Genomic DNA, 25,783 nt, shown 5'->3' with positions numbered 1-25,783 from the left:
CGCCCTTCGCCGCCAGTAGATGGAGGAAGGGAGGGGTCCAACCGGATGGCGCAGAGATCCCACGCGCAAACCTTACGAGACATCAAGTGCCCCACATGGCCTTACTCGCCGCACAAGCGGTCAACTTTTATGATGAACGGCCCTGTGGACCTGACGATCGTCAGGAACGACACCTGACGATCGCAGGGTGTGACGGAGCCGGTGCTTTCCGTACCGTTCACGCATGAACAGCGATCTTCCCAGCGATCTCCACGGCGACCTCTACCGCGATGTCACCGACTTCGCTCACGACACTCCCGGTTGGGTGCACACCCTCGCCGAGTACGGCACCGAGGGCGGGCTGCTCATCCTCCTCGCGCTGCTCGCGGCGGCGTGCTGGCGGGTGCGGCACGCCGAGCCGCGGGTGCTCGCGCGGGCCTTGCTCGGTCCGGTGGGGGTGGCGGTGGCGTACGGCATCAGCGAGGCCGTCAAGGTGGTCGTGCGGGAGGAACGGCCGTGTCGGGCCGTGGTGGGCGCGGCGGTTCCCATCGCCCCCTGCCCCGAGCCGGGCGACTGGTCCTTCCCCAGCAACCACGCCACCATCGCCGTCGCGTCGGCGGTGGCCGTCGTGGTCGTCTGGCGGGCGGCTGCCTGGTTGGCGCTGCCACTGGCGCTGTCGACGGCGTTCTCGCGGGTGTTCGTCGGTGTGCACTACCCACACGACGTGGCGGCCGGGGCGGTGTTGGGCACGGTGGTGGTGCTGTTGGTGACGTGGGCGGCGGTGGGGCCCGCCGCCGTGCTGGCGGACCGGGTACGCGCGCGGCTGGGCTACACCAGTCCGGCCTCGTAGGCGACGATCGCCGCCTGAACGCGGTTGCCGACCTCCAACCGGTCCAGGACGGCGCTCACATAGCCCTTCACGGTGCCCTCGGTCAGGTGCAGGCGCCGGGCGATCTCCGCGTTGGAGTGTCCCTCACCGATCAGGGCGAGGACCTCGCGTTCGCGGGTGGTGAGCGCTTCGGTGCGCGTCCGAGCCGCGGCACCACGCGCCAGACGGCGGGCGCCCAACTCGCTGATGACGTGCCGGGCGACCTTCGGGGAGAGGAAGGCGCCGCCGTCGGCCGCGGCCCGTACGCCGGAGAGCAACTCGTGCGGATCGCCGGACTTCAACAGGAAACCGCTGGCGCCGCCGCCGAGCGCGCGGGTGATGTAGGTGTCTTCGGAGAAGGTGGTCAGCATGACGACGGCGGTGTCCGGAACGGTCCGTACGATCTGCTCGCCCGCGGCCAGTCCGTCCAGACGGGGCATGCGGATGTCGAGCAGGGCGACGTCCGGCCGGTGGGCGCGGGCCAGTTCCACGGCCTCGCGGCCGTCCCCGGCCTCCGCGACCACCTCGATCCCGGGATCGGCGGAGAGGATGGCCCGCACTCCGGCGCGGATCATCGCCTCGTCATCGGCCAGCAGCACGCGGATGACTCCGGCTCCCACCGCCTCGGCCCCTGCTGCCCCGAACCCTGTCGCCTCGGGTCCGGTCTCCTCAGGTCCCGTCACGTCGTCCCCCGTCGTCTCGTTCCGTGTCGCTTCGGCTTCCGTCATGTCGGTTCCACTCCTCCCGGCCTCCGTCGCCCCGGCCTTCCTCGCCCCGACCTTCGTCGCCCCGGTCCCCGTCGCCTCGGCCTCCCGCCATGGGGACGACGGTCTTCTCGACCAGACGGCCTTCGGCGAAGCACAGCCGGTAGGTCGCCACGCTGGTGAACAGCTCGCCATTGGTCCGGTAGTACTCGCAGCGGGCCCCGACCGGAGGGGCGGGCGCGCGGTCGACCGGCGGGTCGGAGACCGCCCGGTCGGGCAGTCCGCGCCGGACGTCGGCCTCCGCGTCGCCGACGCGCAGTCGCTCGTAGGTCTCGGGCGGCAGGACGGAGTGGGTGGTGGTGTAGGCGTACCAGCCCAGGACGGCCGCCACCACGGCGACCGCGGCACCACCGGCGACAGCGGACGCCCTCAGCATCCAGCGCCGCCCCACCCGCTGCTGCTGGGCGAGCCTGATGGCCGCGATGTCGAGTTCCCCCTCCGGGTCTCCTGCCCGTACGCCTCCCCACACGTCCGGCCGGAGCCGGTGCCCGGCGACGTACGGCAGTCGGGCCCGGACCGAGAACCCGCCGTCGGGCCGCGCGCCCGCGGTGAACTCCCCGCCGACCAGCCGCACCCGCTCCCGCAGCGCGGCCAGCCCGCTGCCGCAGCCCGGGGCCGGCCCGTGTCCGCGGGTGCCCGGAACGCCCTGGGCGCCGTCCGAACGGCTCGGCGGCGGTTCGTTGACGACCTCCACGGTGACCGCGTCCGCACCGCGCTCCACGGTCACGGTGACGGCGGCGCCGAGGGCGTGCTTGGCCGCGTTGGTCAGCGCCTCCTGCGCCACCCGGTGGGCGGCCCGCTCCACCGGCTCCGGCAGCCCCGCGGTGTCCCCGCCGACCAGCCGCACCCGCAGCCCGGAGTCGGCGGCCCGCTCCACCAGGGCGGCGATCGACTCCCCGACCGGGGCCAGCGGAGCCGAGGCCGGCGCGACCGGGACGCCCCGGCCGAGCCCGCCGGGAGCGCCGAGCCCGCCGGGAGCGCCGGCATCGCGCAGGACGCCGATGATCTCGCGCAGCCGGTCGGTCGCGTCGGCCGCTGCCGCGCGCACCTCCCCCGCCGCCACGCGGTGTTCCTCCGCCAGCCCCGGAGCCACCTGCAGCGCCCCGGCGCGCAGTGCGATCAGGCCGAGTTCGTGGCCGAGTGCGTCGTGCATGTCCTCGGCGATCCGGGCGCGCTCGCGCAGCCGAGCCCGCTCCGCCACCATCGTCCGCTCGCGCTCCAGCCGCGCGGCACGGTCCAGCAGGGCGAGCACCAGAGCCCGGTCCTGGCGGCGGTAGCGGCCCGCGAGCCAGGGGAAGACGGCGCCGAAGAGCAGGGTTCCCACCAGCACGAGCCAGACCATGACCGGATCGGGTGCCCTCAGCGGCACCAGGACCGTCCCGGCCGCGGCGACCGCGGCGAAGGCCCGCAGCGCGCTCCGCGTCCGCTCCGCCCTCAGGCCCAGCACCCCGGCGAAGCCCGCCAGCGCCGGTCCGTAGGAGAGGGTGAACAGTCCGGGCGAGGCGGTCAGCGAGAGCCCCGCCGCCAGCAGCCAGCTCACCACCGGCCGGGTACGGGCCAGGCCCACCGCCGCGGCCAGCACCGCCAGCCCGCCCGCGGTCCACCACCACTCCACCGGATCGGCGTGGCCGTACCGGTCCTCCAGCACCACGGGCACGCCGACCGCCGCCCAGGCCAGGATGCCGCGTACGGCGGTACGTACTCTCACCCGCGCGACGCTACCGGCCATCCGCGTCACGCGCTCCTGACGAAAGTCAGGTGTGCGCAGGTGAGGCGGGTGGAAGCGCGAGCACGGCGGGGCGCGGCATGGGGTACGACGGGTGGTCCCGAGGGTCCGACCGGCGCGGACCGCTGCGCTGCCGCACTCCACCGTGTCAGGATCGGAAGGCCATGACTGCGACCACATCCGAGCACAGCGCCACCGGTCTCCACGCGACCGACCTCCGTCCCCCCGAGTCCCCCGCCCCCGCCGACCTCCACGCTCCCGTCATCAAGTGGTTCGACGAGAACGCCCGCGACCTGCCCTGGCGCCGCCCCGAGGCGGGCGCCTGGGGGGTCATGGTCAGTGAGTTCATGCTCCAGCAGACGCCCGTCAGCCGCGTGCTGCCCGTCTACGAGCAGTGGCTCGCCCGCTGGCCCCGTCCCGCCGACCTGGCCGCCGAGCCGCCCGGCGAGGCGGTGCGCGCCTGGGGTCGGCTGGGCTACCCGCGCCGCGCCCTGCGCCTCCACGGCGCCGCCGCCGCCATAACGGAACGGCACGGCGGCGATGTGCCCAAGGAGCACGCCCAGCTCCTCGCGCTGCCGGGCGTGGGCGAGTACACGGCGGCAGCCGTGGCCTCCTTCGCCTACGGGCAGCGGCACGCGGTGCTGGACACCAACGTCCGGCGCGTCTTCGCCCGTGCCTTCGGCGGGCGGGAGTTCCCCCCGACCGCCACCACCGCCGCCGAGCGCAGGCTCGCCCGCGCCGTCCTGCCCGAGGACGACGCGACGGCCGCCCGCTGGGCCGCGGCGACGATGGAGCTGGGCGCCCTGGTGTGCACGGCCCGGCGGCCGGACTGCGCGCGCTGCCCGATCGCGGACCTGTGCGCCTGGCGTCGGGCGGGTTCACCCGCGCACGACGGTCCGCCGCGCCGCGGCCAGAGCTACGCGGGCACCGACCGCCAGGTGCGCGGCAGGCTGCTGGCCGTCCTGCGCGAGGCGGTGGAGCCGGTGCCCCAGGCCGTCCTGGACCAGGTGTGGGACGAGCCGGTGCAGCGGGCCCGCGCGCTGGACGGGCTGGTCGCGGACGGGCTGGTCGAGCCGCTGGAAGGCGGTGTCTACCGGCTGCCCCAGGGCCGGCCCCAGGGCATGTGACGGTGGGGTGCGGCGTCCGGCGCCGCACCCCGCCCGCTCCCCGTGCCCGTCCCGCCCCCGGTCGTTACACAATCGCCGGACAGCCGTGCGCCGCCCGTGCCCTCCCCGTGCGGTGAGCCGCAACACCGTCTCCGTAGCGTCCCTGCCCTGACCGGCCACGACGGGGGCTTACGGGTCGCGGGAATCCGCGCGGACGCATGGGAGGCGGCATGGCCACGGCGACGGCACCACAGGCACTGGACTTCGAGGAGTACGTCCGCACCCGGCAGGACGCCCTGCTGCGCAGCGCCCGCCGCCTCGTCGCCGACCCGGTGGACGCCCAGGACCTGTTGCAGACCGCGTTGGCCCGCACCTACGGCCACTGGGACGGCATCGCGGACAAGTCCCTGGCGGACGCCTATCTGCGTCGCGTGATGCTCAACACCCGCACCCAGTGGTGGCGCTCCCGACGGCTGACCGAGGTGCCCACCGAGATGCCGCCGGACGTGGTGAGCGTGGACGACGTCACCGAGCAGCACGCCGACCGGTCCCTGCTCCTCGACATACTGGGCGTGCTGGCCCCCAAGCAGCGCAGTGTGGTCGTCCTGCGCCACTGGGAGCAGCTGAGCACGGAGGAGACGGCGTCGGCGCTGGGCATGTCACCGGGTACGGTCAAGAGCACTCTGCACCGTGCGCTGGCACGGCTGCGCGAGGAGTTGGACAGCCGCGCCCGCCAGGAGCGCGGCGACGGCAACGACAACGGTGACGGTGGCGCGGGGGAGGGGAACAGGCGGTGTCGGTGACGCCCGGTGCGAGGCCGGCGGTGGCGACGGCCACCGCCGTCGTGCTGGTGGCGTCCGCGCTGGCCGGTTGCGACAGCGGCGGCGTGCGGATCGAGGCGTCCGGCGCGCCCGCCACCGACGTCCCGGCCCCCGGGGCGTCCCCGCTGCCCGCGTCCCCGCCGTCGGCCTCCCCTCCGGACGGCTCGGAGACGGGGCCCGCGCCCCGCGTCCCACCGCCCTCGTCGCTGCCCAGCCGGGCCGGTCCCGTCTACCCGCCGGGCACCGAGGGCGAGTTGGACGTCCTGGCGCTGCTGCGAGAGGACCCCAAGATCGGGGAGAACGTCAAGAAGGTCCTGCGGCCGTGCACGACCGAGGTGTGGCCGGTCGACGTGTCGTACGGGCGGTTGACCGGCGGCCACGCGCCGGACGTCCTGGTCAACGTCTCGGACTGCAACGACGGCATGGGCGTCGGCAGCTACGTCTACCGGCAGAGCACCAACGGACAGTACGTCGGGGTGTTCGCCTCGGAGGAGCCGCCCGTCCACGCCGAGGCGGTCGACGACCGGCTGCGGGTGGTCCAGCAGGTCTACCTGGACGGCGATCCCGTGTGCTGCCCGTCCGGCCGGGACGTGGTCACCTACGCGTGGCGGGACGACCGGTTCACCGCGGTGGAGCGCGAACTCCAGGAGCCGGACGCTCCCGAGGCGTCGAAGGCGCCGGGGACGTCGGACGGGGGCGACGGGGCCGGAGCGGACGAGGGAGGCTGATGGGCCGATGGCCGACACACATGTGCTCTTCGTGGAGGACGACGACGTCATCAGGGAGGCCACCCAGCTCACCCTGGAGCGCGACGGCTTCACGGTGACCGCCGCCGCGAACGGGTTGGAGGGGCTGGAGGCGTTCCACGCGCGGCGGCCGGCCATCGCGCTGCTGGACGTGATGGTGCCGGGCCTGGACGGGGTGAGCCTGTGCCGCCGCATCCGCGACGAGTCGCTGGTGCCGGTGATCATGCTGTCGGCGCGGGCGGACCCCATCGACGTGGTGCTCGGCCTGGAGGCCGGGGCCGACGACTACGTGACCAAGCCCTTCGACAGCGCGGTGCTGGTCGCCCGCATCCGCGCGGTGCTCCGCCGCTTCGTACGGGCCCGGGGCGCCCAGGACGCGGGCGACGATCCGGACGCCGGGACGCTGCGGTTCGGCGACCTGGAGATCGACACCGAGGGGATGGAGGTGCGGCGCGCCGGTGAGCCGGTGCCGCTCACGCCGACGGAGATGCGGCTGCTGCTGGAGTTCTCCACCGCCCCGGGCACGGTGCTCAGCCGCGACCGGCTGCTGGAGAGGGTGTGGGACTACGGCTGGGGCGGCGACACCCGGGTCGTGGACGTCCACGTGCAGCGGTTGCGCGGCAAGATCGGGCAGCAGCGGATCGAGACGGTCCGCGGCTTCGGCTACAAGCTGAGGGGCTGATCGCCCGGTGGCCTCGCGTCCGGATCCGCGCGCGTACCGGCGGCCGAGTCGACGAGTGGGCCGACGAATGGGCCGACGGACGGGCCGGCAGGTGGGCCGACGGGGGCGGCGGCTGTGCCGGCGGCTGGGTCCGCACCTGCGGCGGTGGGCTCCGCGCGCCGATCTGCGCTGGAAGTTCAGTGCCGCCATCGCCGCCGTCGGCGCGCTGGTGGCGCTGGCACTCAGTCTGGTGGTCCACAACGCCACCCGCGCCTCGATGCTCGACAGCAGCCGCGACGTGCAGGACGAGCGGGTGGTGGCCGCCCTGCGGGTCTACGAGTCGCTCGGCCGCCTCCCCTTCGGCGCCGAGATCGACGACCCCGCGCTGCCGGCCCCGCTGCGGGACGCCGTCGCCGGGGGCGAGCGCGCCACGTACGTGATGGAGGAGCCCGGTCAGGCCCTGGACGTCTGGGCCGCCGCGCCGCTGCCCGACGGACGGGTGCTCTCCCTGCGCACCCGCTTCACCGACCGCTACGCCGTCCTCGCCGACCTGGACCGGGCGCTGGTGCTCGGCTCGGTGGCGGTGGTGCTGGGCGGCACGGCGCTGGGCGTGCTGATCGGCGGACGGCTCTCCCACCGGCTGCGTCGGGCCGCCGCCGCGGCGGGCCGGGTCGCGGAGGGCGACACGCGGGTGCGCGTGCGGGACGCGATCGACGGCCGATTGCGGGACGAGACCGACGAGCTGGCGCGTGCCGTCGACCGGATGGCCGACGCCCTCCAGCGACGGCTGGAGGCGGAGCGCCGGGTCACCGCGGACATCGCGCACGAGTTGCGCACCCCGGTGACCGGGCTGCTCACGGCGGCCGAGCTGTTGCCGCCCGGCCGCCCCACCGAACTGGTCCGCGACCGGGCCCAGGCGCTGCGCACCCTGGTGGAGGACGTGCTGGAGGTCGCCCGGCTGGACGGTGCCGCCGAGCGCGCCGAACTCCAGGAGGTGGCGCTGGGCGAGTTCGTCGCGCGCCGGGTGCGCGCGCTGGCGCCCGAGGCCCGGCTGAGCGTGGAGCAGGACGCCGTGGTGGCCACCGATCCGCGCCGTCTGGAGCGCATACTCGGCAACCTCCTGGCCAACGCCATGCGCCACGGCCGGGCCCCCGTGGAGGTGGTGGTCGACGGCCGCAGGCTGCGGGTGCGCGACCACGGCCCCGGTTTCCCCGCGGAGCTGCTGGCCGAGGGGCCGAGCCGCTTCCGCACGGGCAGCACGGACCGGTCGGGCGGCGGGCACGGGCTGGGGCTGACGATCGCGGCGGGCCAGGCCCGGGTGCTCGGTGCCCGCCTCTCCCTGCGCAACGCCGAGCCGACCGGCGCGGTGGCCGTCCTGTGGCTTCCCCCGAAGCCCCCGGACACCGCCGCGCGCGTGTGAGGACGCGCGCAGGGCGCGCGGGGACACACGGGGCGTCCGGCCGGCGAGCGGTACCGGTGCCGGCGTCGATGCCGGTGAACGGTGCCGGCATCGGTCAGTCGCAGACCTCCGACCACTCCTTGCTCAGGTCCAGGCTCTCGCGGCGCTCGGTCAGCGAGTACCAGTTGCCGGACTCGTCCCGGAAGATCGCCTCGGTCCCGTACGGGCGCTCCTGGGGCTCCTGAAGGAACTCCACGCCCCGCGCCCTCAGCTCCTCGTAGGTGGCGCGGCAGTCGTCCGTCCGCATCACGCCCGCACCCAGGACCCCCTTGTCGACCAGCTTGGTCAGCGCCTCGGCCGACTCGGGGTCGAGCCCGGAGCCGTCCGTCCGCATCAGCGTCAGCTCGACGTCCGGCTGGTCCTTGGCGCCGACGGTGATCCAGCGCATGTCGCCCATGGAGACGTCGCTGCGCACCTCGAAACCGAGCTTCTCGGTGAAGAACCTCAGGTCCCGCTCCTGGTCGGTGGACCAGACGGTGGCTATGGCCAGGCCCTTGATCATGGTGTCCTCCCACGGTCGTGAACGTGTGGCTTCACCGTAGGCAGCGCCCCTCTCACCCCGCTTCTCCGGAATTGCGCTCCTTGAACCCGCCCGTCCACAGCATCGCGTAGCACCCGGGGATCAGCGCCGCCCCGCGCCGCACGTGACGGGCGCGGTAGGCGCTGGGACTCGTCCCCGTCAGCTCCTTGAAACGAGCGGAGAAGGTGCCCAGGCTGCTGAATCCGACGCGGACGCATATCTCGGTGACGGAGAGGTCGGCGCACCGCAACAGCTCCTCGGCCCGCTCCACGCGGCGCCGGGTGAGGTACCGGCCGGGCGTCTCCCCGTAGGCGGCCTTGAAGGCGCGGACGAAGTGGTAGCGCGAGTACCCGGCGTGCGCGGCCACCGCGTCCACGTCGAGCGGCTCGGCCCAGTCGCGGTCCATCAGGTCCTTGGCGCGCCGCAACTGCCGCAGCCTCGCCGTCCCGGGAGTGGTCATGTCCCGATGGTCACACGGGGGTGTGACACCGACGCCTTCCCCGCCACCCGCCCCCGGAGGGCCGCCCGGCCCTACGATCTCCCCAGCGACGGACCGAGAAGGACGGCCGGCAGAACAGGTCCGAAAACAGGTCCGGGACAGGCCCGGAGAACAGGCCCGGGGAACAGGCCCGGGGAACACCGCCGGGAGGAGCAAGGGGGGCTCATGGACGCCGCGACCATCGGTGCGCGGCTGGCGGCGAGTGCCATCGCGCCGCTGGTCGGGAGGCTGTTCGTACGGGAGGGACCGGGAGCCGGGCTGGTCGACCGGCCCGTGCGGCTGAGCGGCCGACTCTCCTTCCGGGGCGAGAAGCGCACCCTGGGCGAGAAGGACCTGCGCCGACTCGCGGCCGAGCTGCTGGAGCGGGCCGTCGAGCCGCTGCCCGCCGCCGAGCGCCTGCCCGAGCACGAGGAGCGGGCCGTCGCCCACGCCCTGGCCCGCACCCTGTACGCCCTCGGCGACCTCGACATGAGCGACGTCCAGGCGGTCGCGCTGGGCGGGCGCGCGCTGGCCCGGCGACTGCGCGAGGCGGCCGGCGATCCGACCCGGGACCTGGCCGAGGGCGCGGCCGTGCTCCACGACGCGCTGCTGGAGGCCGCCTGCGACCAGATCCTGCACTTCTTCACCCAGCGCTCCACGTTCGTCGCCCGTGCCCTGGTCGAGCAGACCCGGCGGCAGGCCGCGCTGGAGGCGCGGCTGACGGTCGGTGCCGAGCGGGCGCGCGCCCTGGCCGCCCGGTCCGCCGAGGACGCGGAGTTCGAGCGCCGGTACGCCGACTACATCGTCCGCCGGCACAGCCGTCTGACCATCTACGGCCTCGATCTGGCCGAATCCCGCGAGTGGCGGCTCGACACGGCGTTCCTGTCGCTGGAGGCGAGCCACGACGAGGGCTCCCTCCCCGTCCGCACCGACCGGATCTTCGCCGAGCGCACCCGCGTGCTGCTGCGCGGTGTCGCCGGATCGGGCAAGACGACGCTGGTGCAGTGGCTGGCGGTGACGGCGGCCCGGCCGCCGGGCGAGGAGGGCGCACCGCCCCCGGAGCTCGCCGGCCGCGTCCCGTTCGTCCTGCCCCTGCGGACGTTCGCGTCCGCCGGGCTGCCCACCCCCGACCGCTTCCTGGAGGCGGTGCGCTGCCCGGTCGCCGGGGCGCAGCCGCCCGGCTGGGCCGACCGGGTGCTCTCCGACGGCCGCGGACTGCTGCTGGTCGACGGCGTGGACGAGATCCCCGAGCGGGAGCGCGAGGAGACCCGCCGCCGGCTGTACGACCTGATCGGCGCCTATCCGGACAACCTGTGGCTGGTCACCTCCCGCCCCTCGGCGGTGCGCGACGAGTGGCTGGTCTCGGAGGGCTTCGGCGAGCTGAGCCTGACGCCGATGGACCGCGACGACATCGCCGCGTTCGTCGAGCGCTGGCACGCCGCCGTCGGGGCGGAGCCGGAGACGGCCCGCTCCCTGCTGGCCGCCCTGCGCACCACGTCCGACCTCGGCCGTCTGGCCACCAACCCGCTGATGTGCGGCCTGCTGTGCGCCCTGCACCGCGAGCGCCGCGGCTTCCTGCCGCAGAGCCGCAGGGACCTGTACGAGGCGGCGCTGTCGATGCTGCTGGAGCGCCGCGACACCGAGCGCGGCATGCACCACGAGGGCGACCTGCGGATCTCCAAGGAGCCGCAGATCGCCCTGTTGCAGAAGCTGGCGTACTGGATGGTGCGCAACGACCGCGCCCAGATGGACCGCGCCGACGCGCTGGCCGTTCTGGAAGGCGCGCTGCCGATGATGGCGTACCTCGAGGCCGCTCCGGAGGAGGTGCTGCGCCACCTGCTGGAGCGCAGCGGCCTGCTGCGCGAGCCCGTCGTCGGGCAGATCGACTTCGTCCACCGCACCTTCCAGGACTACCTGGCCGCCAAGGCGCTGGTGGAGGCCCGCGACTTCCCCTGGCTGGTGAACAACGCCGACGAGCCCCAGATGGAGGACGTGGTGCGGATGGCGGTCGCCCACGCCCGCCCGGACGAGCGCGCCCGCATCCTCGACGGCCTGGTCGCCGCCGGGGACGCCGGACGCACCGCGACCGCCGCGCGGCTTCGCGGCAGGCTGTTGGCCCTGGCCTGTCTGGAGCACGCCACCGAGCTGGACCCGGCCGTGCGGGAGCGGGTGCGCTCCGCCGTCGCCCCGCTGCTGCCGCCGCGGAACCGCCCGGACGCCCGCGCTCTGGCGGACTTGGGCGGACCGCTCGTCCTCGGCCTGCTGCCCGGTCCCGAGGGGCTGAGGGACGAGGTGGCCGAGGCGGTCGTCGTCACCGCCACCCGGGTGGGCACCGACGCGGCGATCCCGCTGCTGGCCCGGTACCGGGACCACCCCTCGCTCGACGTGCGCCGCCAGCTCGCCTGGTCCTGGCACCGCTTCGACCGCGAGACGTACGCCGAGGAGATCATCGCCCACCTCGACGAGGAGGGTCTGTACTTCTCCGCCCGCAGCACCGCCGACCTCCGTGTCCTGGCCGCCCTGGGGGGTCGTTCCCGGATCCACTACCGGAGCGGACACCTCGAACCCGACGAACTGATCGAGCACGTCGAAGCCGACCGGCTGACCCATCTGTGGCTGGAGCCGAAGGGGTTCCGGTGGGACTTCTCCTGGCTGGCGGCCTTCCCCCGCCTGCGGGTCCTGGTGATCGGGGAGGGGTTCCACCCGCACCTCCACGGGCTCCCTCCCGGCGTCGAACTCCGCGCCGAGCCCTGACGGAACTGACGGAAACCCGACGGAAAAGGGCGCGGCCCGGGACCGTCGTACGGTCCCGGGCCGCGTCACGTGGCTCGGCTCTCGCCCACCGGCGAGCGCGGATCAGCGGATCACACGTCCTTGGAGAGGTTGGGGCCGCCGCCCGCCGCCGACTCCACCGGAGGGGCGTCCGGCAGGGCCGACTTCTCCTCGCCGCGGAAGGTGAACTTCTTCTCCTCGCCCTCGCCCTCGGTGTCGACGACCACGATGTGACCGGGGCGCAGCTCGCCGAAGAGGATCTTCTCCGAGAGCACGTCCTCGATCTCCCGCTGGATCGTCCGGCGCAGCGGCCGGGCGCCCAGAACCGGGTCGTAGCCCTTCTTCGCGAGCAGCTTCTTGGCCTCCGTGCTGAGCTCGATGCCCATGTCACGGTCCTTCAGCCGCTCGTCCACCTTGCCGATCATGAGGTCGACGATCTGGATGATGTCTTCCTCGGAGAGCTGGTGGAAGACCACGGTGTCGTCCACACGGTTGAGGAACTCGGGCCGGAAGTGCTGCTTGAGCTCTTCGTTGACCTTCGCCTTCATCCGCTCGTAGCCGGTCTTGACGTCGCCCTGGGCGGCGAAGCCCAGGTTGAAGCCCTTGGAGATGTCCCGGGTGCCGAGGTTGGTCGTCATGATGATGACGGTGTTCTTGAAGTCCACGACCCGGCCCTGGGAGTCGGTCAGGCGACCGTCCTCCAGGATCTGCAGCAGCGAGTTGAAGATGTCCGGGTGGGCCTTCTCGACCTCGTCGAACAGGACGACCGAGAACGGCTTGCGGCGCACCTTCTCCGTGAGCTGACCGCCCTCCTCGTACCCGACGTAGCCGGGGGGCGAGCCGAACAGCCGCGAGACGGTGTGCTTCTCGCTGAACTCCGACATGTCGAGGGAGATCAGCGCGTCCTCGTCACCGAAGAGGAACTCCGCCAGCGTCTTGGACAGCTCGGTCTTGCCGACGCCCGACGGGCCGGCGAAGATGAACGAGCCACCGGGACGCTTGGGGTCCTTCAGACCGGCCCGCGTACGGCGGATGGCCTGGGACAGCGCCTTGATGGCGTCCTCCTGCCCGATGACGCGCTTGTGCAGCTCGTCCTCCATGCGGAGCAGGCGCGAGGACTCCTCCTCGGTGAGCTTGAACACCGGGATGCCCGTGGCCGTGGCCAGGACCTCGGCGATCAGCTCCTCGTCCACCTCGGCGACGACGTCCATGTCGCCGGCCTTCCACTCCTTCTCCCGCTTGGCCTTGGCAGCCAGGAGCTGCTTCTCGGTGTCGCGGAGGGAGGCCGCCTTCTCGAAGTCCTGCGCGTCGATCGCGGACTCCTTGTCCCGGCGGACGGCGGCGATCTTCTCGTCGAACTCGCGCAGGTCCGGCGGGGCGGTCATCCGGCGGATGCGCATCCTGGAGCCGGCCTCGTCGATCAGGTCGATCGCCTTGTCCGGCAGGAAGCGGTCCGAGATGTAGCGGTCGGCCAGGGTCGCGGCGGCCACCAGGGCGGCGTCCGTGATGGACACGCGGTGGTGCGCCTCGTAGCGGTCCCGCAGACCCTTGAGGATCTCGATGGTGTGCGGCAGCGACGGCTCGGCGACCTGGATGGGCTGGAAGCGGCGCTCCAGGGCCGCGTCCTTCTCCAGGTGCTTGCGGTACTCGTCGAGCGTCGTCGCGCCGATGGTCTGCAGCTCGCCGCGGGCCAGCATCGGCTTGAGGATGCTGGCGGCGTCGATCGCGCCCTCGGCGGCGCCCGCACCCACCAGGGTGTGGAGCTCGTCGATGAACAGGATGATGTCGCCGCGGGTGCGGATCTCCTTGAGCACCTTCTTCAGGCGCTCCTCGAAGTCACCGCGGTAGCGGGAGCCGGCGACCAGGGCGCCGAGGTCCAGGGTGTAGAGGTGCTTGTCCTTGAGGGTCTCGGGCACCTCGCCCTTGACGATGGCCTGGGCCAGACCCTCGACGACGGCGGTCTTGCCGACGCCGGGCTCGCCGATGAGCACCGGGTTGTTCTTGGTACGGCGGGACAGCACCTGCATGACCCGCTCGATCTCCTTCTCGCGCCCGATGACCGGGTCGAGCTTGGATTCGCGAGCGGCCTGGGTCAGGTTGCGGCCGAACTGGTCCAGCACCAGGGAGGTCGAGGGCGTGCCCTCGGCCGGACCGCCGGCGGTGGCGGCCTCCTTGCCCCCGGAGTAGCCGGACAGCAGCTGGATGACCTGCTGCCGCACCCGGTTCAGGTCGGCGCCCAGCTTCACGAGGACCTGGGCGGCGACGCCCTCGCCCTCGCGGATCAGGCCGAGCAGGATGTGCTCCGTACCGATGTAGTTGTGGCCGAGCTGAAGGGCTTCGCGGAGCGACAGCTCCAGCACCTTCTTGGCACGGGGGGTGAAGGGGATGTGGCCGGACGGGGCCTGCTGGCCCTGGCCGATGATCTCCTCCACCTGCTGGCGGACCGCCTCGAGCGAAATCCCGAGGCTCTCCAGGGCCTTAGCGGCGACACCCTCACCCTCGTGGATCAGGCCCAGGAGGATGTGCTCGGTGCCGATGTAGTTGTGGTTGAGCATCCGGGCTTCTTCCTGAGCCAGGACGACAACCCGCCGCGCGCGGTCGGTGAACCTCTCGAACATCGTTAATCGCTCCTCAGAGCGGTCAGGCAGTAAGGGGGCGTTCCCCTCCCTGTCCTTCCGCAGCTTAGTCCCGCAAGCGGGGACCGCTCATTCCAACTGCCGACACCCGTCCGGATCGCCCCCGCGTCGACGGGAAGGAGTGCCGTTGACTCCCGCCTTCGTCCCGAACAGCCGACAACAGTTCCAACCCGATGGTGCGAGACGATGTTCCCGCAGGCCAGACATATCCGCCTGCATCCACTACGCCGACGGCGAACGCCTATCAGGCCCACACGTCCGTCCACCGCTCCATCGCCGGTGCCGCACCCCCGTTCCACGTGGGATTTCTCCACGAACTTCTTACCCCGGGAGACTGACAGTCCATGCGGGGCAGGGCGGGTGCATCCGCTAAGGGCGAACACTCTTGCGTGATGCGCCACACCCACTCCACACCGCTTCCGCGGCACTCGGAGTAGTGGGGGACGACGGGACGTAACCGGCACGGGGCTCGGCAGTTGCTCCCTACATGGCGTACTCAACAGGCGCGGCGCCCGGTTTGTTCCGGATCCGGCCGCGCGATGTCGACTTCCGGCGCCCCCGGAACCCCACCTCCCCCTGGAGCCTCGGCGGCCTCCCGGGTCCTGCCGCGGAGCCCGTGGACGCCCCGGACGCGCTGGAGGTGCCGGAGGCCGTCGGACGGGCGCTGCTGCGGCGGCGCGGGCTCCGCACGGGCGCGGTCGCCCGGATGCCCGCCGCGGGGCGGACGCGGTTCCTCCTCCCGCCGGGGAGCGCGGAGGAGGTGCCGGGGCTGCTGGAGTGGCTGGAGTGGGGCGGGATCGCTCTGGATCTGACCGTCCTGGCCGCCTGCGACCCTTGGGAGGCCGCCGTGTGGTTGCGGCCTCCCGGGCAGGGCTGCGAAGCGGATCTCGTCGGTCTGGTGAGCGCGGCGGCGACGGAGTGCCACCGCGCGCGGCTCGTCCGCGCGACTCAGCCGTTCGCCTTCTCGTAGGCCTCGCGGATGTTCGCGGGAACACGACCCCGGTCGTTGACCTCGTAGCCGTTCTCCTTCGCCCAGGCGCGGATCTTCGCGGTGTCCTGGCTGCCACCGCCGCCGGAGGACGGGCGGGCCGCCTTGCCGCGAGCCGAACGGCCACCGGTGCGACGGCCGTTCTTGACGTACGGCTCGAGCAGGCTGCGGAGCTTGTCCGCGTTGGCGGTGGTGAGGTCGATCTCGTAGGTCTTGCCGTCGAGAGCGAACGTCACGGTCTCGTCCGCCTCGCCGCCGTCGATGTCATCGACAAGAAGGACCTGAACCTTCTGCGCCACCGGTTACTCCCATTCGTCGTGTGCGGTCAGTCCTCGAAAACCGATTACTGATACTGACGACGAAAGCAAACCGCTTTTCCCGGGAAAACACAAACCCTCCGCGAACTTCCCCGGGGAGAGCGGCTGGATTGGAGGGATCTTTCGGACATAGGGTTCACGGCCGCCGGGGCTCATAGGTGCAGGAGCATCCGTGTGTTGCCCAAGGTGTTGGGTTTCACTCGTTCGAGACCCAGGAACTCGGCCACGCCCTCGTCATAGGAACGCAGCAGCTCGCTGTAGACATCCCCGTCGACCGGGGTCTCACCGATCTCGGTGAAGCCGTGGCGGGCGAAGAAGTCCACTTCGAAGGTGAGGCAGAAAATGCGCCTCACACCGAGCCGGCGCGCGGTCTCCAGCAGCTTCTCCAGTACCAGGTGCCCCACGCCGGCGCCCTTGATCGCGGGATCCACCGCGAGCGTGCGGACCTCCGCCAGGTCCTCCCACATCACGTGGAGCGCGCCGCAGGCGACCACCTCGCCGTCGCGGTCGCGTTCCGCCACCCAGAACTCCTGGATGTCCTCGTAAAGGGTCACCGTCGCTTTGTCGAGCAGGATGCGGTCGCGCGCGTAGGTGTCGATGAGACGGCGGATGGCGCGCACATCACCGGTTCTCGCCCGACGGACGGTGACCTCGCTTACAGGGCTTAGAGCTTCTGGCATGTTCGGACGCTATCGCTCCGAAGCCCCGTCGTTCTCCTCGGGGGCGTCGAGATGGACGCCTTCGGGTTGCACGACGCGCAAGGCGTCCCGCAAGGCTTCCTCCTGTTCCGGCGACATCATGCCGAAGAAGGCCACAAGCGCCGCGGCCGGGTTGTCGCTCGCGGCCCATGCCTCGTTCATCAGGGCGGCGGAGTAGGCGGCCCGTGTGGAGACCGCTTCATATCGATAGGCCCGGCCTTCTCGCTCGCGCCGTACCCAGCCCTTCTCCCTCAGGTTGTCCATTACCGTCATGACGGTGGTGTATGCGATCGGCCGTTCCCGGCGAAGGTCGTCGAGGACTTCCCGCACGGTGACCGGGCGGTTCCACCGCCATACCCGCGTCATCACCGCGTCTTCCAACTCTCCCAGTGGCCGAGGCACACCAAGAACAATAGCCGCATATGCACCGCATTGACTGTTTTGTTTTGATCATCCGGGCATGACGAAGGGCGTGGGGCGCGGGAGACGAACCTCCCGCACCCCACGCCCTTCGGCGTTCCTGGCGTGCTCGGCGTGCTCTCGGCGCCCTCGCCGCCGCGTCGGGCCGCCGTTACGCGCGCTCCCCGCCGTCCGAGTCCGACGGGCGCCGAGCGGCCTCGGTCCGGGCCGCGAGCGCGTCCACCGCGGCGTCCTCCTTGGCCTTGTTGGCGCCGCCCTGGTTCTTGACGATCGTCACGATGACCGCGGTGAAGGCCACGGCCATCACCACGGACGGGGTGAGTGCGGCGATGTACTCCATGCCGGTCAGCCTCCTCCTTGCCGGTCCCTGCCGGGACTCCCAGCGTAACCGGCGGCCTCCGCCGGCCCCGCGCGGCCCGCCCCCCGACACCGGGGCCCGCGCCCGGCCCGGACCGGGGTCAGGCCGGCAGGGCCTGCCGGGGTGGCGGCGCGGGGCTGCGGGGCGGGAAGACGTCCGCCGGGGTGGGGACCGCGTCGCGGGCGGCGCGCTCCTCCGGCGCTCCGACCGACCGCTCGCAGCACCGCAGCAGCCCGGCGCGGCGCCGCGCCTCCGCCTCGTGGACCGGCCGGGCGCACAGCCCCCGCAGGGCCGCCACGTCCTCCCCGCACGGCCGGCAGCCCGCCGCGAGGGCCTCCTCCAGCAGCGCGAGGTAGCGGGACTCGGCGCCCGGCAGCGCGGCGCGGTGGCGGGCGAGGTCGGCCGTCAGGAAGGCCCGCAGCCGCTCGGCCTCGTGGCGGGCCTCGTCCACGGCCTCGGCCAGCCACCGGTACTCCCCCGCCTCCCGCGCCCGGTGCCTCCTGGCGGGCGGCGGCGTGGGCAGGGACGGCGGGGACGGAGCGAGGGCCGACCGGAGGGCGACGGCGAGAGCGCGTCGGAGCACGCGCAGCTCGTCGGCGCTGAAGGCCATGCCTCCTCGGGAACCGTAGGGAGTGGGCATATGCGGACACTAAGGCACATACCGGTGTGATCGTTCCATCGTCCGGCCGTGTCCCCGCCCCGGTCCCCCGTACCGGGGCGGGGACGTCCCTCGTGGTCGTCCCTCGCGAACGTCCTCGTGGGCGTCCTCGTGGGCGTCCTCAGGAGCGGCGTCGGCGCACCGCGAGGAGGACCGCCGCGCCTCCCGCCGCCAGTGCGGCGGCCACGGCGGCGATCAGGCCCGTGCCGGGCGCGCCCGTGGAGGCCAGGGAGCCGTCGGGGGTGCCGGTGCCGCCGGTGTCGCCGGCGCCCTTGTCCCCACCGCTGCCGCCGTCACCGCCGCCGTCGCTCCCGCCGTCCGTGCCGCCGGCGGGCTTCGACGGGGAGGGCGAGGCGGAGGGGCCGCCGCCCGGGGCGTCCGCGAACGTGATCCTCGCGGTGTCGTTCTCCGGGTCCGGGTCGTTGACGGAGAACTCCCCCGGCCCCGGCACGATCCGTACCGTGCCCTCGTTGCCGGCCCGCTCGGCCCCCTCGGCGATCTTCACGCCCAGCCGGTACGTCTGGCCGCCGCCCGGACTCTCGGTCGGCGCCTCGGGGCACAGGTAGCGCCGGTGGCCCGGCTCGAACCGCCGGGTCCGGTTCTCGTCCACGTACACCAGGCACTCGCCGGAGGCGTCGTCGTCCGGCTCCTCGTCGATCACGTTGCTCACGGCGGTGACGCCCTCGGGCAGCGTGACGTCGACGTACAACAGCGGCTCGCGGTCCTTGCGCCAGGCCGCGGCGGGGCCGTCGTTGACCAGGCCGAAGGAGAGCGATCCCCGGCCGGCGTCGCCCTTGGCACGGACGATCTCGCCGCCGCGCACGGCGAAGTCCGCGTGGTTGTCGACGAGGATGTCGACGCTGCCCGAGTCGCCCTCCTCGAAGTCGCCGCCCGTGGCGGGCTTCAGGCCCAGGGGCGCGTCGGTGCCCGGGGTGCCGTTCGGGTCCTTCTCGCCGTCGGCGGGGACGGCCGAGACCGAGTAGTCGATCCAGGTGGCCATCGCCTCCTCGGTCGTCTCCACCGTCAGCGGCCTGTCCAGCGTCGCCGCCTCGCCGGGCGCCAGCGCGTGCTCGACGGCGCAGTGGACCCCCGGGCCGTCGTAGGCGTCCTCGGGGGTGAAGCGGCAGTTCTCCGGCCGGGAGGCGAACCGCAGACCGGGCACGCCCCGCAGCCGCAGGTCGATCCGCTCGGTGGGCAGCGTGCCGGTGTTCCGCACGGTCAGGGGCAGTTCGACCGTGTCGCCGGGCTCGAGCCCCGCGTGGTCGGGAAGGGCGCCGACGACGAGTTTCGGCGCGCCGACGACGACCTCGGAGGCGGCGGTGTCGCCGGTCGCGTCGTCGGCCGTCACCTCGTAGCGGAGGGTGCCCCGCGCGCCGGGCTCGGCGTCGGGCGCGGCGGTGAGCGTGAACGGCTCCCAGGGGGCGTGGAGGTTGCCGTCGTCCACGCAGGTGACGACCGCGCCCTCGGCCGTGCAGTCCTCGTGGTTGGCCTTGATCGTCGCCACGCCCGCCAGGCCGCCGGCGTCGATGACGAACCTCACGTTCTTCGGCCACGGGAAGGTGTGGCCGCCGTCGTGGAAGCCGTAGCCGGCGTACGGGGCGACCGGGCCGCCGCCCTCGGAGGGGGTGGGGAGTTCGATCCGGCTCGGGGCGTCGATCACCGCCCACGACCGCGTCGGCTCGTCCTGCGCCGACGCCGCCGGCGCCGGCCCCACGGCCGCCGCGACCATCCCGATCGCCGCGGCCGTCGCCAGTCCCGTCACCGCTGTGGCACGTGCTCCGGTACGTCCGTCTCGTCCGTGCTCCGGCACTCTTCGCACGCCGACCGCTCCCTGTGTGTCATCGCGCGTTCCGCGCGTCCTGACGTCCGTCGTTCACAGGACTGCCGAGTCGGCCGAAAGGTTGCGGCGAGTGAAACCCCGCCCTAATTCCGCGACATGTTCCGTTCATAGACCAGCCGCAGACCGATCAGGGTCAGCCACGGCTCGTGTTCGTCGATGGCGGACGCCTCGCCCAGCACCATGGGGGCCAGGCCGCCGGTCGCGATGACGGTCACGTCGTTCGGGTCGTCGGCCAGTTCGCGGGCCATCCGCTCCACCACGCCGTCCACCTGTCCGGCGAAGCCGTAGAGGATGCCGGCCTGCATCGCCTCGACGGTGTTCTTCCCGATGACGCTGCGCGGACGGGCCAGTTCGATCTTGCGGAGCTGCGCCCCGCGCACGCCGAGCGCCTCCACGGAGATCTCGATGCCCGGGGCGATGACGCCGCCGGTGTACTCGCCGCGGGCGGAGACGGCGTCGAAGGTGGTGGCCGTGCCGAAGTCCACGACGATGCTCGGGCCGCCGTACAGCTCGACCGCCGCCACCGCGTTGATGATCCGGTCCGCGCCGACCTCCTTGGGGTTGTCCATCAGGATGGGCACCCCGGTCTTGACGCCCGGCTCGACGAGGACGGACGGGATGTCGCCGTAGTGCCGGCGCGTCACCTCGCGCAGCTCGTGGAGGACGGAGGGGACGGTGGAGCAGATGGCGATGCCGTCGATGCCGTCGCCCAGTTCCTCGCCGAGCAGCGGGTGCATCCCCATCAGGCCCTGGAGCAGGACGGCCCACTCGTCGGCGGTGCGGCGGGCGTCGGTGGAGATCCGCCAGTGCTCGACGATCTCCTCGTCGTCGAACAGGCCGAGCACGGTGTGCGTGTTGCCGACGTCGATCGTGAGCAGCATCAGGCGCCCTCCTCCCGCGTCCCGTCCCGGGACTCGTCGCGCAGGTCCAGGCCGATGTCGAGGATCGGGGAGGAGTGGGTGAGGGAGCCCACCGCCAGGTAGTCCACGCCGGTGGCCGCGTAGGCGCGGGCGTTCGCGAGGGTGAGGCGGCCGGAGGACTCCAGCCGGGCCCGGCCCGCCACCAGCCGCACCGCCTCGGCGGTCTCCTCGGGGGTGAAGTTGTCCAGCAGGATCAGGTCGGCGCCCTCGGCGAGGACGGGCTCGATCTGGTCCAGCCGGTCCACCTCCACCTCGATCGGCACGCCGGGGAACTCCTCGCGGACCCGTCGGAACGCCTCGGCCACGCCGCCCGCCGCGATCACGTGGTTGTCCTTGATCAGCGCGGCGTCCGACAGCGACATCCGGTGGTTGACGCCGCCGCCGCAGCGCACCGCGTACTTCTCCAGGGCGCGCAGGCCCGGGGTCGTCTTGCGGGTGTCGCGGACCTTCGCGCCCGTGCCCTCCAAGGCGTCGGCCCAGGTCCGGGTGGCGGTGGCGATGCCGGACAGCCGGCACAGCAGGTTGAGGGCGCTGCGCTCGGCGGTGAGCAGGTCGCGGGTGCGGGTGCGCACCGACAGCAGCTTCTGGCCCGGGCTCACGCGGTCGCCGTCCTCGACGTGCCGCTCGACCTCGAACTCCTCGGTGCACACCACCGACAGGACCGCCTCGGCGATCCGCAGCCCGGCGACGGTGCCGGCCTCGCGGGCGGTGAAGTCGCCGGTGGCGACGGCGTCCTCGGGGATGGTCGCGACGGTGGTGACGTCCACGCCGTGGTCGAGGTCCTCCTCGATCGCCATGTGGGCGATGTCCTCGACCTGTACCGGGTCCAGGCCCGCGTCCGCCAGCAGTTCGGCCAGGTCCGGGTCCAACCCGCACTCCAGCGGGTCCAGTTCGAACTCGTCCTCCGCGCCTCCCCCGCAGCCGCAGGCGTCCCCGCAGCCTCCCGCGGTGCCGCTCACCGCCTCGCCTGGGCGGCCGAAACCGATCTGGAGCAGCGGCAGTTCGTTGGGCGTGGGGCTGGTCACGGTGTCTCCTCGGGGGCGACCGGCGGGAAGGCGGTCGAGTCGGTCGTACGGACGACGAGGGTAGAGCCCTCGGCGGTGGGGCGCAGGGCGACGACCAGATGTCGACGCCAGGACGCGTCGTCGCGGTCGGGGTGGTCCTCGCGCCAGTGGCAGCCGCGGGTCTCCGTGCGGCGCCGGGCGGCGGCGACCAGGACGCGGGCGACGAGGTGGAGGTTGGCCGTCTCCCAGCTCTCGACGCCGGGTTCGGCCGGCTTGCCGGGGGCGCCGGACGCGTCGGAGGGGCCGGCGGCCAGCGCCTCCAGCTCGCTCGCGGCCCGGGCCAGGCTCTCGGCGGAGCGCAGCACCCCGGCGCCCGCGGTCATGGTCCGCTGGATCGCGTACCGCGCCTCGGGCGGCAGCGGCGGGACGGTCCGCTCCTCGTCGGGGACGACGGGGACGGGGGTGCGCACGGGGGCGCGGACGATGTCGTCGGCGATCCGCTCGGCGAAGACCAGGCCCTCCAGCAGGGAGTTGGAGGCCAGCCGGTTGGCGCCGTGCACGCCGGTGCAGGCGACCTCGCCGCACGCGTACAGGCCCGGCACGGTGGTGCGGCCCGCCAGGTCGGTGCGGACGCCGCCGGACGCGTAGTGCGCGGCGGGCGCGACCGGTATCGGCTCGGTGACCGGGTCGATGCCGTGGGCGCGGCAGGCGGCGAGGATGGTGGGAAAACGCTCCTTCCACATCCGCGCCCCGAAGTGCCGCGCGTCCAGGTACATGTGGTCCGTGCCCTGCTCCCGCATCCGCCGCGTGATGGCCTTGGCGACGATGTCGCGCGGTGCCAGCTCGGCCAGTTCGTGGTGCCCCACCATGAAGCGCACGCCGTCGGCGTCGACCAGGTGCGCGCCCTCGCCGCGCACGGCCTCCGACACCAGCGGCTGCTGGCCCTCGCTGCCGGCGCCCAGGTAGAGCACGGTCGGGTGGAACTGGACGAACTCCAGGTCGGAGACCTCCGCGCCGGCCCGCAGCGCCAGCGCGACGCCGTCGCCGGTGGAGACGGCCGGGTTGGTGGTCGCGGAGAACACCTGCCCCATGCCGCCGGTGGCCAGCACCACCGCCGGGGCGTGGACCGCGCCCACGCCGTCGTGCCGCCCCTCCCCCATGACGTGGAGGGAGACGCCCGCGGCGCGCCCGTCGGCGTCCTTGAGCAGGTCCAGGACGAGCGCGTTCTCCACGGTCTCCAGACCGGCGTCCCGCACGGCCGTCACCAGCGCCCGGCTGATCTCCGCACCGGTCGCGTCGCCGCCCGCGTGGGCGATGCGCCGGCGGTGGTGGCCGCCCTCGCGGGTCAGCTCGATCTCGCCCGTCTCGGGGGAGGTGTCGAACCGCGCGCCGGCCTCGATCAGCCGCCGCACCGCGCCGGGGCCCTCGGTGACCAGCGTCCGCACCGCGGTCTCGTCGCACAGGTCGGCGCCCGCGACGAGGGTGTCGACCAGGTGCTGCTCGGGGGTGTCGCCCCGGCCCAGCGCGGCGGCTATCCCGCCCTGCGCCCAGCGCGTGGAGCCGGCGTCCAGCCGGGCCTTGGTGACGATCACCGTCCTCCGTCCGGCGGCGGCGCAGCGCAGGGCGGCCGTCAGCCCGGCCACGCCGGAGCCGACCACCACCACGTCCGCCTCGATCACCCAGCCGGGGCGCGGCCCCGCCAGGCGCAGGCCCGTCGCACCGCCGGCCGTGCCGGTCGCGTCCGCGCTCACCGGGCCTCCTCCGTCCCGCCCAGGCGCAGGCGCACGTTGTCGATCAGCCGTGTGGTGCCCACCCGGGCCGCCACCGCGAGGACGGCCTCGCCCGTGTGGGCGCCGGGCTCCGCGGGGACCTCGGTGAAGTCGGACGGGTCCACCAGGGCCAGGTAGTCGACGGTCAGCGGCGGGTCCGCCTTCTCGGCCTCCGCCAGGACGGCGCGGGCCGCGGCGCGGATCTCCTCCGGGTCGGCCGGTCCGTCCCCGCGCGCGGCGGCGTCGCGCCCGGCGAACAGGGCGCGGGAGAGGGCCAGGGCCGTGGTGCGCTCCTCCGGCGACAGGTAGCGGTTGCGGCTGGAGAGGGCCAGCCCGTCGGTCTCGCGCACGGTGGGCACGCCGACGATCTCCACGGGGAAGTTCAGGTCGCGGACCATGCGCGTGATCACGGCGAGCTGCTGTGCGTCCTTCTCGCCGAAGAGCGCCACGTCGGGGGCGGTGAGGTGGAGGAACTTGGCGACGACGGTGAGCACGCCGTCGAAGTGGCCGGGCCGCGAGGCGCCCTCCAGCCGCTCGCCCATCGGGCCCGCGGTCACCCGCACCTCGGGCTCGCCGCCGGGGTAGACCTCCGCCACCGGCGGCGCGAAGACGGCGTCGGCGCCCGCCTCGGCGGCCACCACCAGGTCGGCGTCCAGGGTGCGCGGGTAGCGGTCCAGGTCCTCGCCCGCGCCGAACTGCAGCGGGTTGACGAAGACGGTGACCACCACCTGACCCTCGGGCCCGACCCGCTCGCGGGCGGCCCGGACCAGGCCGGCGTGGCCCTCGTGCAGGGCGCCCATGGTCATCACCACCGCCCGCCGGCCGCGGCGCGGCAGGGCGCGCAGCTCGGCGGCGGTGCGCAGCACGGGCACGGACACGGTTCGGCTCCTTCGTTCGGCGGTCGGACCGCTCTCGGTCCCGGTGGTCGGAGCGCCCGGAACGGTCACGGGGCGCCCCCGTCCGAGAGGACCTCCAGCAGGTCCTCGGCCAGCTCCGGCTTGAGCAGGCCGTTCGCCAGGGCGCGGTCCGCGGTCGTGCGGGCCATGGCCAGGTAGCCCGCCACCGCCTGCGGCGCGTGGCGGCGCAGCTCGGCGACGTGGGCGGCGACCGTGCCGGCGTCGCCCCGGGCGACCGGGCCGGTCAGCGCGGCGTCGCCGGAGCGCAGGGCGTTGTCCAGGGCCGCGCCGAGCAGCGGCCCGAGCATCCGGTCCGGCGCGGCGACCCCGGCCGCGCGCAGCAGCTCCATGGCCTGCGCGACCAGGGTGACCAGGTGGTTGGCGCCGATGGCCAGGGCCGCGTGGTAGAGCGGGCGGGCCTCCTCGGCGATCCACTCCGGCTCCCCGCCCATCTCGATGACCAGCGCCTCGGCGGCCAGTCGCAGCTCCTCGGGCGCGGTGACCCCGAACGAGCAGCCCGCCAGCCGCTCCACGTCCACAGGGGTGCCGGTGAACGTCATCACCGGGTGGAGCGCCAGCGGCAGGGCGCCGGCCCGCGTCGCCGGGGCCAGGACGGCGGTCCCGTAGCGTCCGGAGGCGTGCGCCATGAGCTGACCGGGGCGTACGGAGCCGGTCGCGGCCAGTCCGGCGACCAGGCCGGGCAGGACGTCGTCGGGGACGGTGAGCAGCACGAGGTCGGCGCGGGCCAGCACCTCGGCGGGCTCCATCAGCGGCACCCCCGGCAGCAGGGCCTCGGCCCGGCGGCGGGAGGCGTCGGAGACGCCGGAGGCGGCCACCGGGCGGTGCCCGGCGAGCTTCAGCGCGGCGGCCAGGGCGGGGCCGACGCGCCCCGCGCCGACGACGCCGACGGACAGGCGCGCGGGACGGTCCACGGCGGCGCCGGAGGGGTGTTCGTTCACGTGAGCTGGGCCTTCCGTTCCAGTCCGTGGGGTTCCCCGGGCGGGTGGTCGGGGCATCGGTACCGGACGATTGTTGCCATGCTACGCGGACGCCGCGGACCGCCGGTCCGCACGGTGGGACGGCGGCCGGGCGGGAGGCGGGCCGGGAGACGGACGGAAGGCGGCTCGGGCGGCGGGCGGCACCGGTCCTCCGGGCGGCCGCCGGCGGACCTCTCGGAGGTCCGCCGTCAGGACTCGCGGTGCCGGACCGGCACCGGGGCGCGGCGGTCCGCGCGCGGGCCCGCCGCCCGCGCGGGCGGGCGAGCAGGCGGGCGAGGCGCGAGCCGAGGCGGGTGCGGGCCCCCGCGTCGAGGAGGGCGTCCCGGAACTCGCGGCGGACGCGCCGGTCCGCCACCCCCGGCAGGGGCAGCGGCTCCCGGC

The 25,783-nt window shown here is 73.8% G+C and carries 24 protein-coding genes; 8 read left to right on the top strand and 16 right to left on the bottom strand.

From position 1 onward, the window contains the following. Positions 1 to 223: 223 nt before the first annotated feature. The gene (locus ABD335_RS06190) at positions 224 to 829 is read left to right on the top strand and encodes a phosphatase PAP2 family protein (protein ID WP_344321065.1); all 606 of its coding nucleotides are present in this window, start codon (positions 224 to 226) and stop codon (positions 827 to 829) included. On the opposite strand, the gene ABD335_RS06185 is transcribed toward ABD335_RS06190, so the two are convergent. Further along, entirely contained in the window at positions 808 to 1,467 is a 660-nt protein-coding gene (locus tag ABD335_RS06185; protein ID WP_344321064.1) for a response regulator transcription factor, read from the bottom strand. The genes ABD335_RS06190 and ABD335_RS06185 overlap by 22 nt on opposite strands. Before the next feature lie 49 nt (positions 1,468 to 1,516). Further along, positions 1,517 to 3,319 (bottom strand): sensor histidine kinase, encoded by a 1,803-nt coding sequence (locus ABD335_RS06180; protein WP_344321063.1) that lies wholly within the window; start codon positions 3,317 to 3,319, stop codon positions 1,517 to 1,519. A 182-nt stretch (positions 3,320 to 3,501) separates the two neighbouring features. Here ABD335_RS06180 and ABD335_RS06175 point away from each other — a divergent pair, with 182 nt between their 5' ends. The 5 genes from ABD335_RS06175 to ABD335_RS06155 all read left to right on the top strand — a co-directional run bounded on the left by ABD335_RS06175 (position 3,502) and on the right by ABD335_RS06155 (position 8,091). Then, on the top strand, positions 3,502 to 4,464 hold the full coding sequence (locus ABD335_RS06175) for an HhH-GPD family protein (protein ID WP_344321062.1): 963 nt from the start codon (positions 3,502 to 3,504) through the stop codon (positions 4,462 to 4,464). A 209-nt stretch (positions 4,465 to 4,673) separates the two neighbouring features. Next, positions 4,674 to 5,246 carry a SigE family RNA polymerase sigma factor gene (locus ABD335_RS06170; RefSeq protein ID WP_344321061.1) on the top strand — a complete coding sequence of 191 codons (573 nt, stop codon included), beginning with the start codon at positions 4,674 to 4,676 and terminating at the stop codon, positions 5,244 to 5,246. Positions 5,247 to 5,266: 20 nt separating this feature from the next. Beyond that, positions 5,267 to 5,992, top strand: a complete 726-nt coding sequence (locus tag ABD335_RS06165) for an LppP/LprE family lipoprotein (protein ID WP_344321060.1) — start codon at positions 5,267 to 5,269, stop codon at positions 5,990 to 5,992. Between the two features lie 7 nt (positions 5,993 to 5,999). Then, on the top strand, positions 6,000 to 6,692 hold the full coding sequence (gene cseB, locus ABD335_RS06160) for a two-component system response regulator CseB (protein WP_344321059.1): 693 nt from the start codon (positions 6,000 to 6,002) through the stop codon (positions 6,690 to 6,692). 136 nt (positions 6,693 to 6,828) lie between these two features. Continuing rightward, a complete protein-coding gene (locus tag ABD335_RS06155; protein ID WP_425583556.1) occupies positions 6,829 to 8,091 on the top strand; it encodes a sensor histidine kinase in 1,263 nt (420 codons plus the stop codon). Positions 8,092 to 8,185: 94 nt separating this feature from the next. On the opposite strand, the gene ABD335_RS06150 is transcribed toward ABD335_RS06155, so the two are convergent. Together ABD335_RS06150 and ABD335_RS06145 are read right to left on the bottom strand one after the other, a co-directional pair. Beyond that, positions 8,186 to 8,632, bottom strand: a complete 447-nt coding sequence (locus ABD335_RS06150) for a VOC family protein (RefSeq protein ID WP_344321057.1) — start codon at positions 8,630 to 8,632, stop codon at positions 8,186 to 8,188. Positions 8,633 to 8,684: 52 nt separating this feature from the next. Further along, positions 8,685 to 9,110: a helix-turn-helix domain-containing protein gene (locus ABD335_RS06145; RefSeq protein WP_344321056.1), complete on the bottom strand. Its 426-nt coding sequence runs from the start codon at positions 9,108 to 9,110 to the stop codon at positions 8,685 to 8,687. A 204-nt stretch (positions 9,111 to 9,314) separates the two neighbouring features. On the opposite strand from ABD335_RS06145, the gene ABD335_RS06140 reads away from it, so the two are divergent. After that, entirely contained in the window at positions 9,315 to 11,882 is a 2,568-nt protein-coding gene (locus ABD335_RS06140) for an NACHT domain-containing protein (protein ID WP_344321055.1), read from the top strand. Positions 11,883 to 11,992: 110 nt separating this feature from the next. Here the strand turns inward: ABD335_RS06140 and ABD335_RS06135 are convergent, their stop codons facing one another. Further along, complete coding sequence (locus tag ABD335_RS06135) at positions 11,993 to 14,518, bottom strand: ATP-dependent Clp protease ATP-binding subunit (RefSeq protein ID WP_344321054.1); 2,526 nt, start codon at positions 14,516 to 14,518, stop codon at positions 11,993 to 11,995. 505 nt (positions 14,519 to 15,023) lie between these two features. Here ABD335_RS06135 and ABD335_RS06130 point away from each other — a divergent pair. Next, positions 15,024 to 15,506, top strand: a complete 483-nt coding sequence (locus ABD335_RS06130) for an SCO3374 family protein (RefSeq protein ID WP_425583553.1) — start codon at positions 15,024 to 15,026, stop codon at positions 15,504 to 15,506. On the opposite strand, the gene ABD335_RS06125 is transcribed toward ABD335_RS06130, so the two are convergent. The 11 genes from ABD335_RS06125 to ABD335_RS06075 form a co-directional block, all read right to left on the bottom strand. Beyond that, positions 15,485 to 15,823 carry a histone-like nucleoid-structuring protein Lsr2 gene (locus ABD335_RS06125; RefSeq protein ID WP_344321053.1) on the bottom strand — a complete coding sequence of 113 codons (339 nt, stop codon included), beginning with the start codon at positions 15,821 to 15,823 and terminating at the stop codon, positions 15,485 to 15,487. The two genes, ABD335_RS06130 and ABD335_RS06125, sit on opposite strands and share 22 nt — an antisense overlap. 170 nt (positions 15,824 to 15,993) lie before the next feature. Then, a complete protein-coding gene (locus ABD335_RS06120; protein WP_344321052.1) occupies positions 15,994 to 16,521 on the bottom strand; it encodes an amino-acid N-acetyltransferase in 528 nt (175 codons plus the stop codon). Between the two features lie 9 nt (positions 16,522 to 16,530). Beyond that, positions 16,531 to 16,941 (bottom strand): BlaI/MecI/CopY family transcriptional regulator, encoded by a 411-nt coding sequence (locus tag ABD335_RS06115; RefSeq protein ID WP_344321051.1) that lies wholly within the window; start codon positions 16,939 to 16,941, stop codon positions 16,531 to 16,533. A 169-nt stretch (positions 16,942 to 17,110) separates the two neighbouring features. Next, the gene (locus ABD335_RS06110; RefSeq protein WP_344321050.1) at positions 17,111 to 17,299 is read right to left on the bottom strand and encodes a hypothetical protein; all 189 of its coding nucleotides are present in this window, start codon (positions 17,297 to 17,299) and stop codon (positions 17,111 to 17,113) included. A 118-nt stretch (positions 17,300 to 17,417) separates the two neighbouring features. Continuing rightward, positions 17,418 to 17,927 (bottom strand): hypothetical protein, encoded by a 510-nt coding sequence (locus tag ABD335_RS06105; RefSeq protein WP_344321049.1) that lies wholly within the window; start codon positions 17,925 to 17,927, stop codon positions 17,418 to 17,420. A 169-nt stretch (positions 17,928 to 18,096) separates the two neighbouring features. Beyond that, positions 18,097 to 19,737, bottom strand: coding sequence for a COG1361 family protein (locus ABD335_RS06100; protein ID WP_344321048.1), 1,641 nt, complete (start codon positions 19,735 to 19,737; stop codon positions 18,097 to 18,099). Positions 19,738 to 19,898: 161 nt separating this feature from the next. Beyond that, on the bottom strand, positions 19,899 to 20,696 hold the full coding sequence (locus ABD335_RS06095) for a type III pantothenate kinase (RefSeq protein ID WP_344321047.1): 798 nt from the start codon (positions 20,694 to 20,696) through the stop codon (positions 19,899 to 19,901). Beyond that, positions 20,696 to 21,760 (bottom strand): carboxylating nicotinate-nucleotide diphosphorylase, encoded by a 1,065-nt coding sequence (nadC, locus tag ABD335_RS06090; RefSeq protein WP_344321046.1) that lies wholly within the window; start codon positions 21,758 to 21,760, stop codon positions 20,696 to 20,698. Before nadC ends, ABD335_RS06095 begins: the two co-directional genes overlap by 1 nt. Then, positions 21,757 to 23,490, bottom strand: a complete 1,734-nt coding sequence (locus tag ABD335_RS06085; protein ID WP_344321045.1) for an L-aspartate oxidase — start codon at positions 23,488 to 23,490, stop codon at positions 21,757 to 21,759. The genes nadC and ABD335_RS06085 overlap by 4 nt, the downstream gene beginning before the upstream one ends. Continuing rightward, the gene (gene panC / locus ABD335_RS06080; protein ID WP_344321044.1) at positions 23,487 to 24,386 is read right to left on the bottom strand and encodes a pantoate--beta-alanine ligase; all 900 of its coding nucleotides are present in this window, start codon (positions 24,384 to 24,386) and stop codon (positions 23,487 to 23,489) included. Before panC ends, ABD335_RS06085 begins: the two co-directional genes overlap by 4 nt. Positions 24,387 to 24,451: 65 nt before the next feature. Next, a complete protein-coding gene (locus ABD335_RS06075) occupies positions 24,452 to 25,363 on the bottom strand; it encodes a Rossmann-like and DUF2520 domain-containing protein (RefSeq protein WP_344321043.1) in 912 nt (303 codons plus the stop codon). Positions 25,364 to 25,783 lie beyond the last annotated feature (420 nt).

It is taken from the genome of Streptomyces macrosporus (assembly GCF_039533145.1).
In the GTDB taxonomy this organism is placed as follows: domain Bacteria; phylum Actinomycetota; class Actinomycetes; order Streptomycetales; family Streptomycetaceae; genus Streptomyces; species Streptomyces macrosporus.
The sequence above is the reverse complement of the archived record's forward strand: the minus strand, read 5'-3'. Positions and strand labels throughout refer to the sequence as shown.

Bases quoted from the DNA above. Each gene is read 5' to 3' on its own strand.
- ABD335_RS06110 (WP_344321050.1), bottom strand. From the start codon at position 17,299: ATGGAGTACATCGCCGCACTCACCCCGTCCGTGGTGATGGCCGTGGCC.
- ABD335_RS06105 (WP_344321049.1), bottom strand. From the start codon at position 17,927: ATGGCCTTCAGCGCCGACGAGCTGCGCGTGCTCCGACGCGCTCTCGCC.
- ABD335_RS06175 (WP_344321062.1), top strand. From the start codon at position 3,502: ATGACTGCGACCACATCCGAGCACAGCGCCACCGGTCTCCACGCGACC.
- ABD335_RS06140 (WP_344321055.1), top strand. From the start codon at position 9,315: ATGGACGCCGCGACCATCGGTGCGCGGCTGGCGGCGAGTGCCATCGCG.
- ABD335_RS06190 (WP_344321065.1), top strand. From the start codon at position 224: ATGAACAGCGATCTTCCCAGCGATCTCCACGGCGACCTCTACCGCGAT.
- ABD335_RS06095 (WP_344321047.1), bottom strand. From the start codon at position 20,696: ATGCTGCTCACGATCGACGTCGGCAACACGCACACCGTGCTCGGCCTG.
- ABD335_RS06170 (WP_344321061.1), top strand. From the start codon at position 4,674: ATGGCCACGGCGACGGCACCACAGGCACTGGACTTCGAGGAGTACGTC.
- ABD335_RS06120 (WP_344321052.1), bottom strand. From the start codon at position 16,521: ATGCCAGAAGCTCTAAGCCCTGTAAGCGAGGTCACCGTCCGTCGGGCG.
- ABD335_RS06145 (WP_344321056.1), bottom strand. From the start codon at position 9,110: ATGACCACTCCCGGGACGGCGAGGCTGCGGCAGTTGCGGCGCGCCAAG.
- ABD335_RS06150 (WP_344321057.1), bottom strand. From the start codon at position 8,632: ATGATCAAGGGCCTGGCCATAGCCACCGTCTGGTCCACCGACCAGGAG.
- cseB (WP_344321059.1), top strand. From the start codon at position 6,000: ATGGCCGACACACATGTGCTCTTCGTGGAGGACGACGACGTCATCAGG.
- ABD335_RS06130 (WP_425583553.1), top strand. From the start codon at position 15,024: ATGGCGTACTCAACAGGCGCGGCGCCCGGTTTGTTCCGGATCCGGCCG.
- ABD335_RS06135 (WP_344321054.1), bottom strand. From the start codon at position 14,518: ATGTTCGAGAGGTTCACCGACCGCGCGCGGCGGGTTGTCGTCCTGGCT.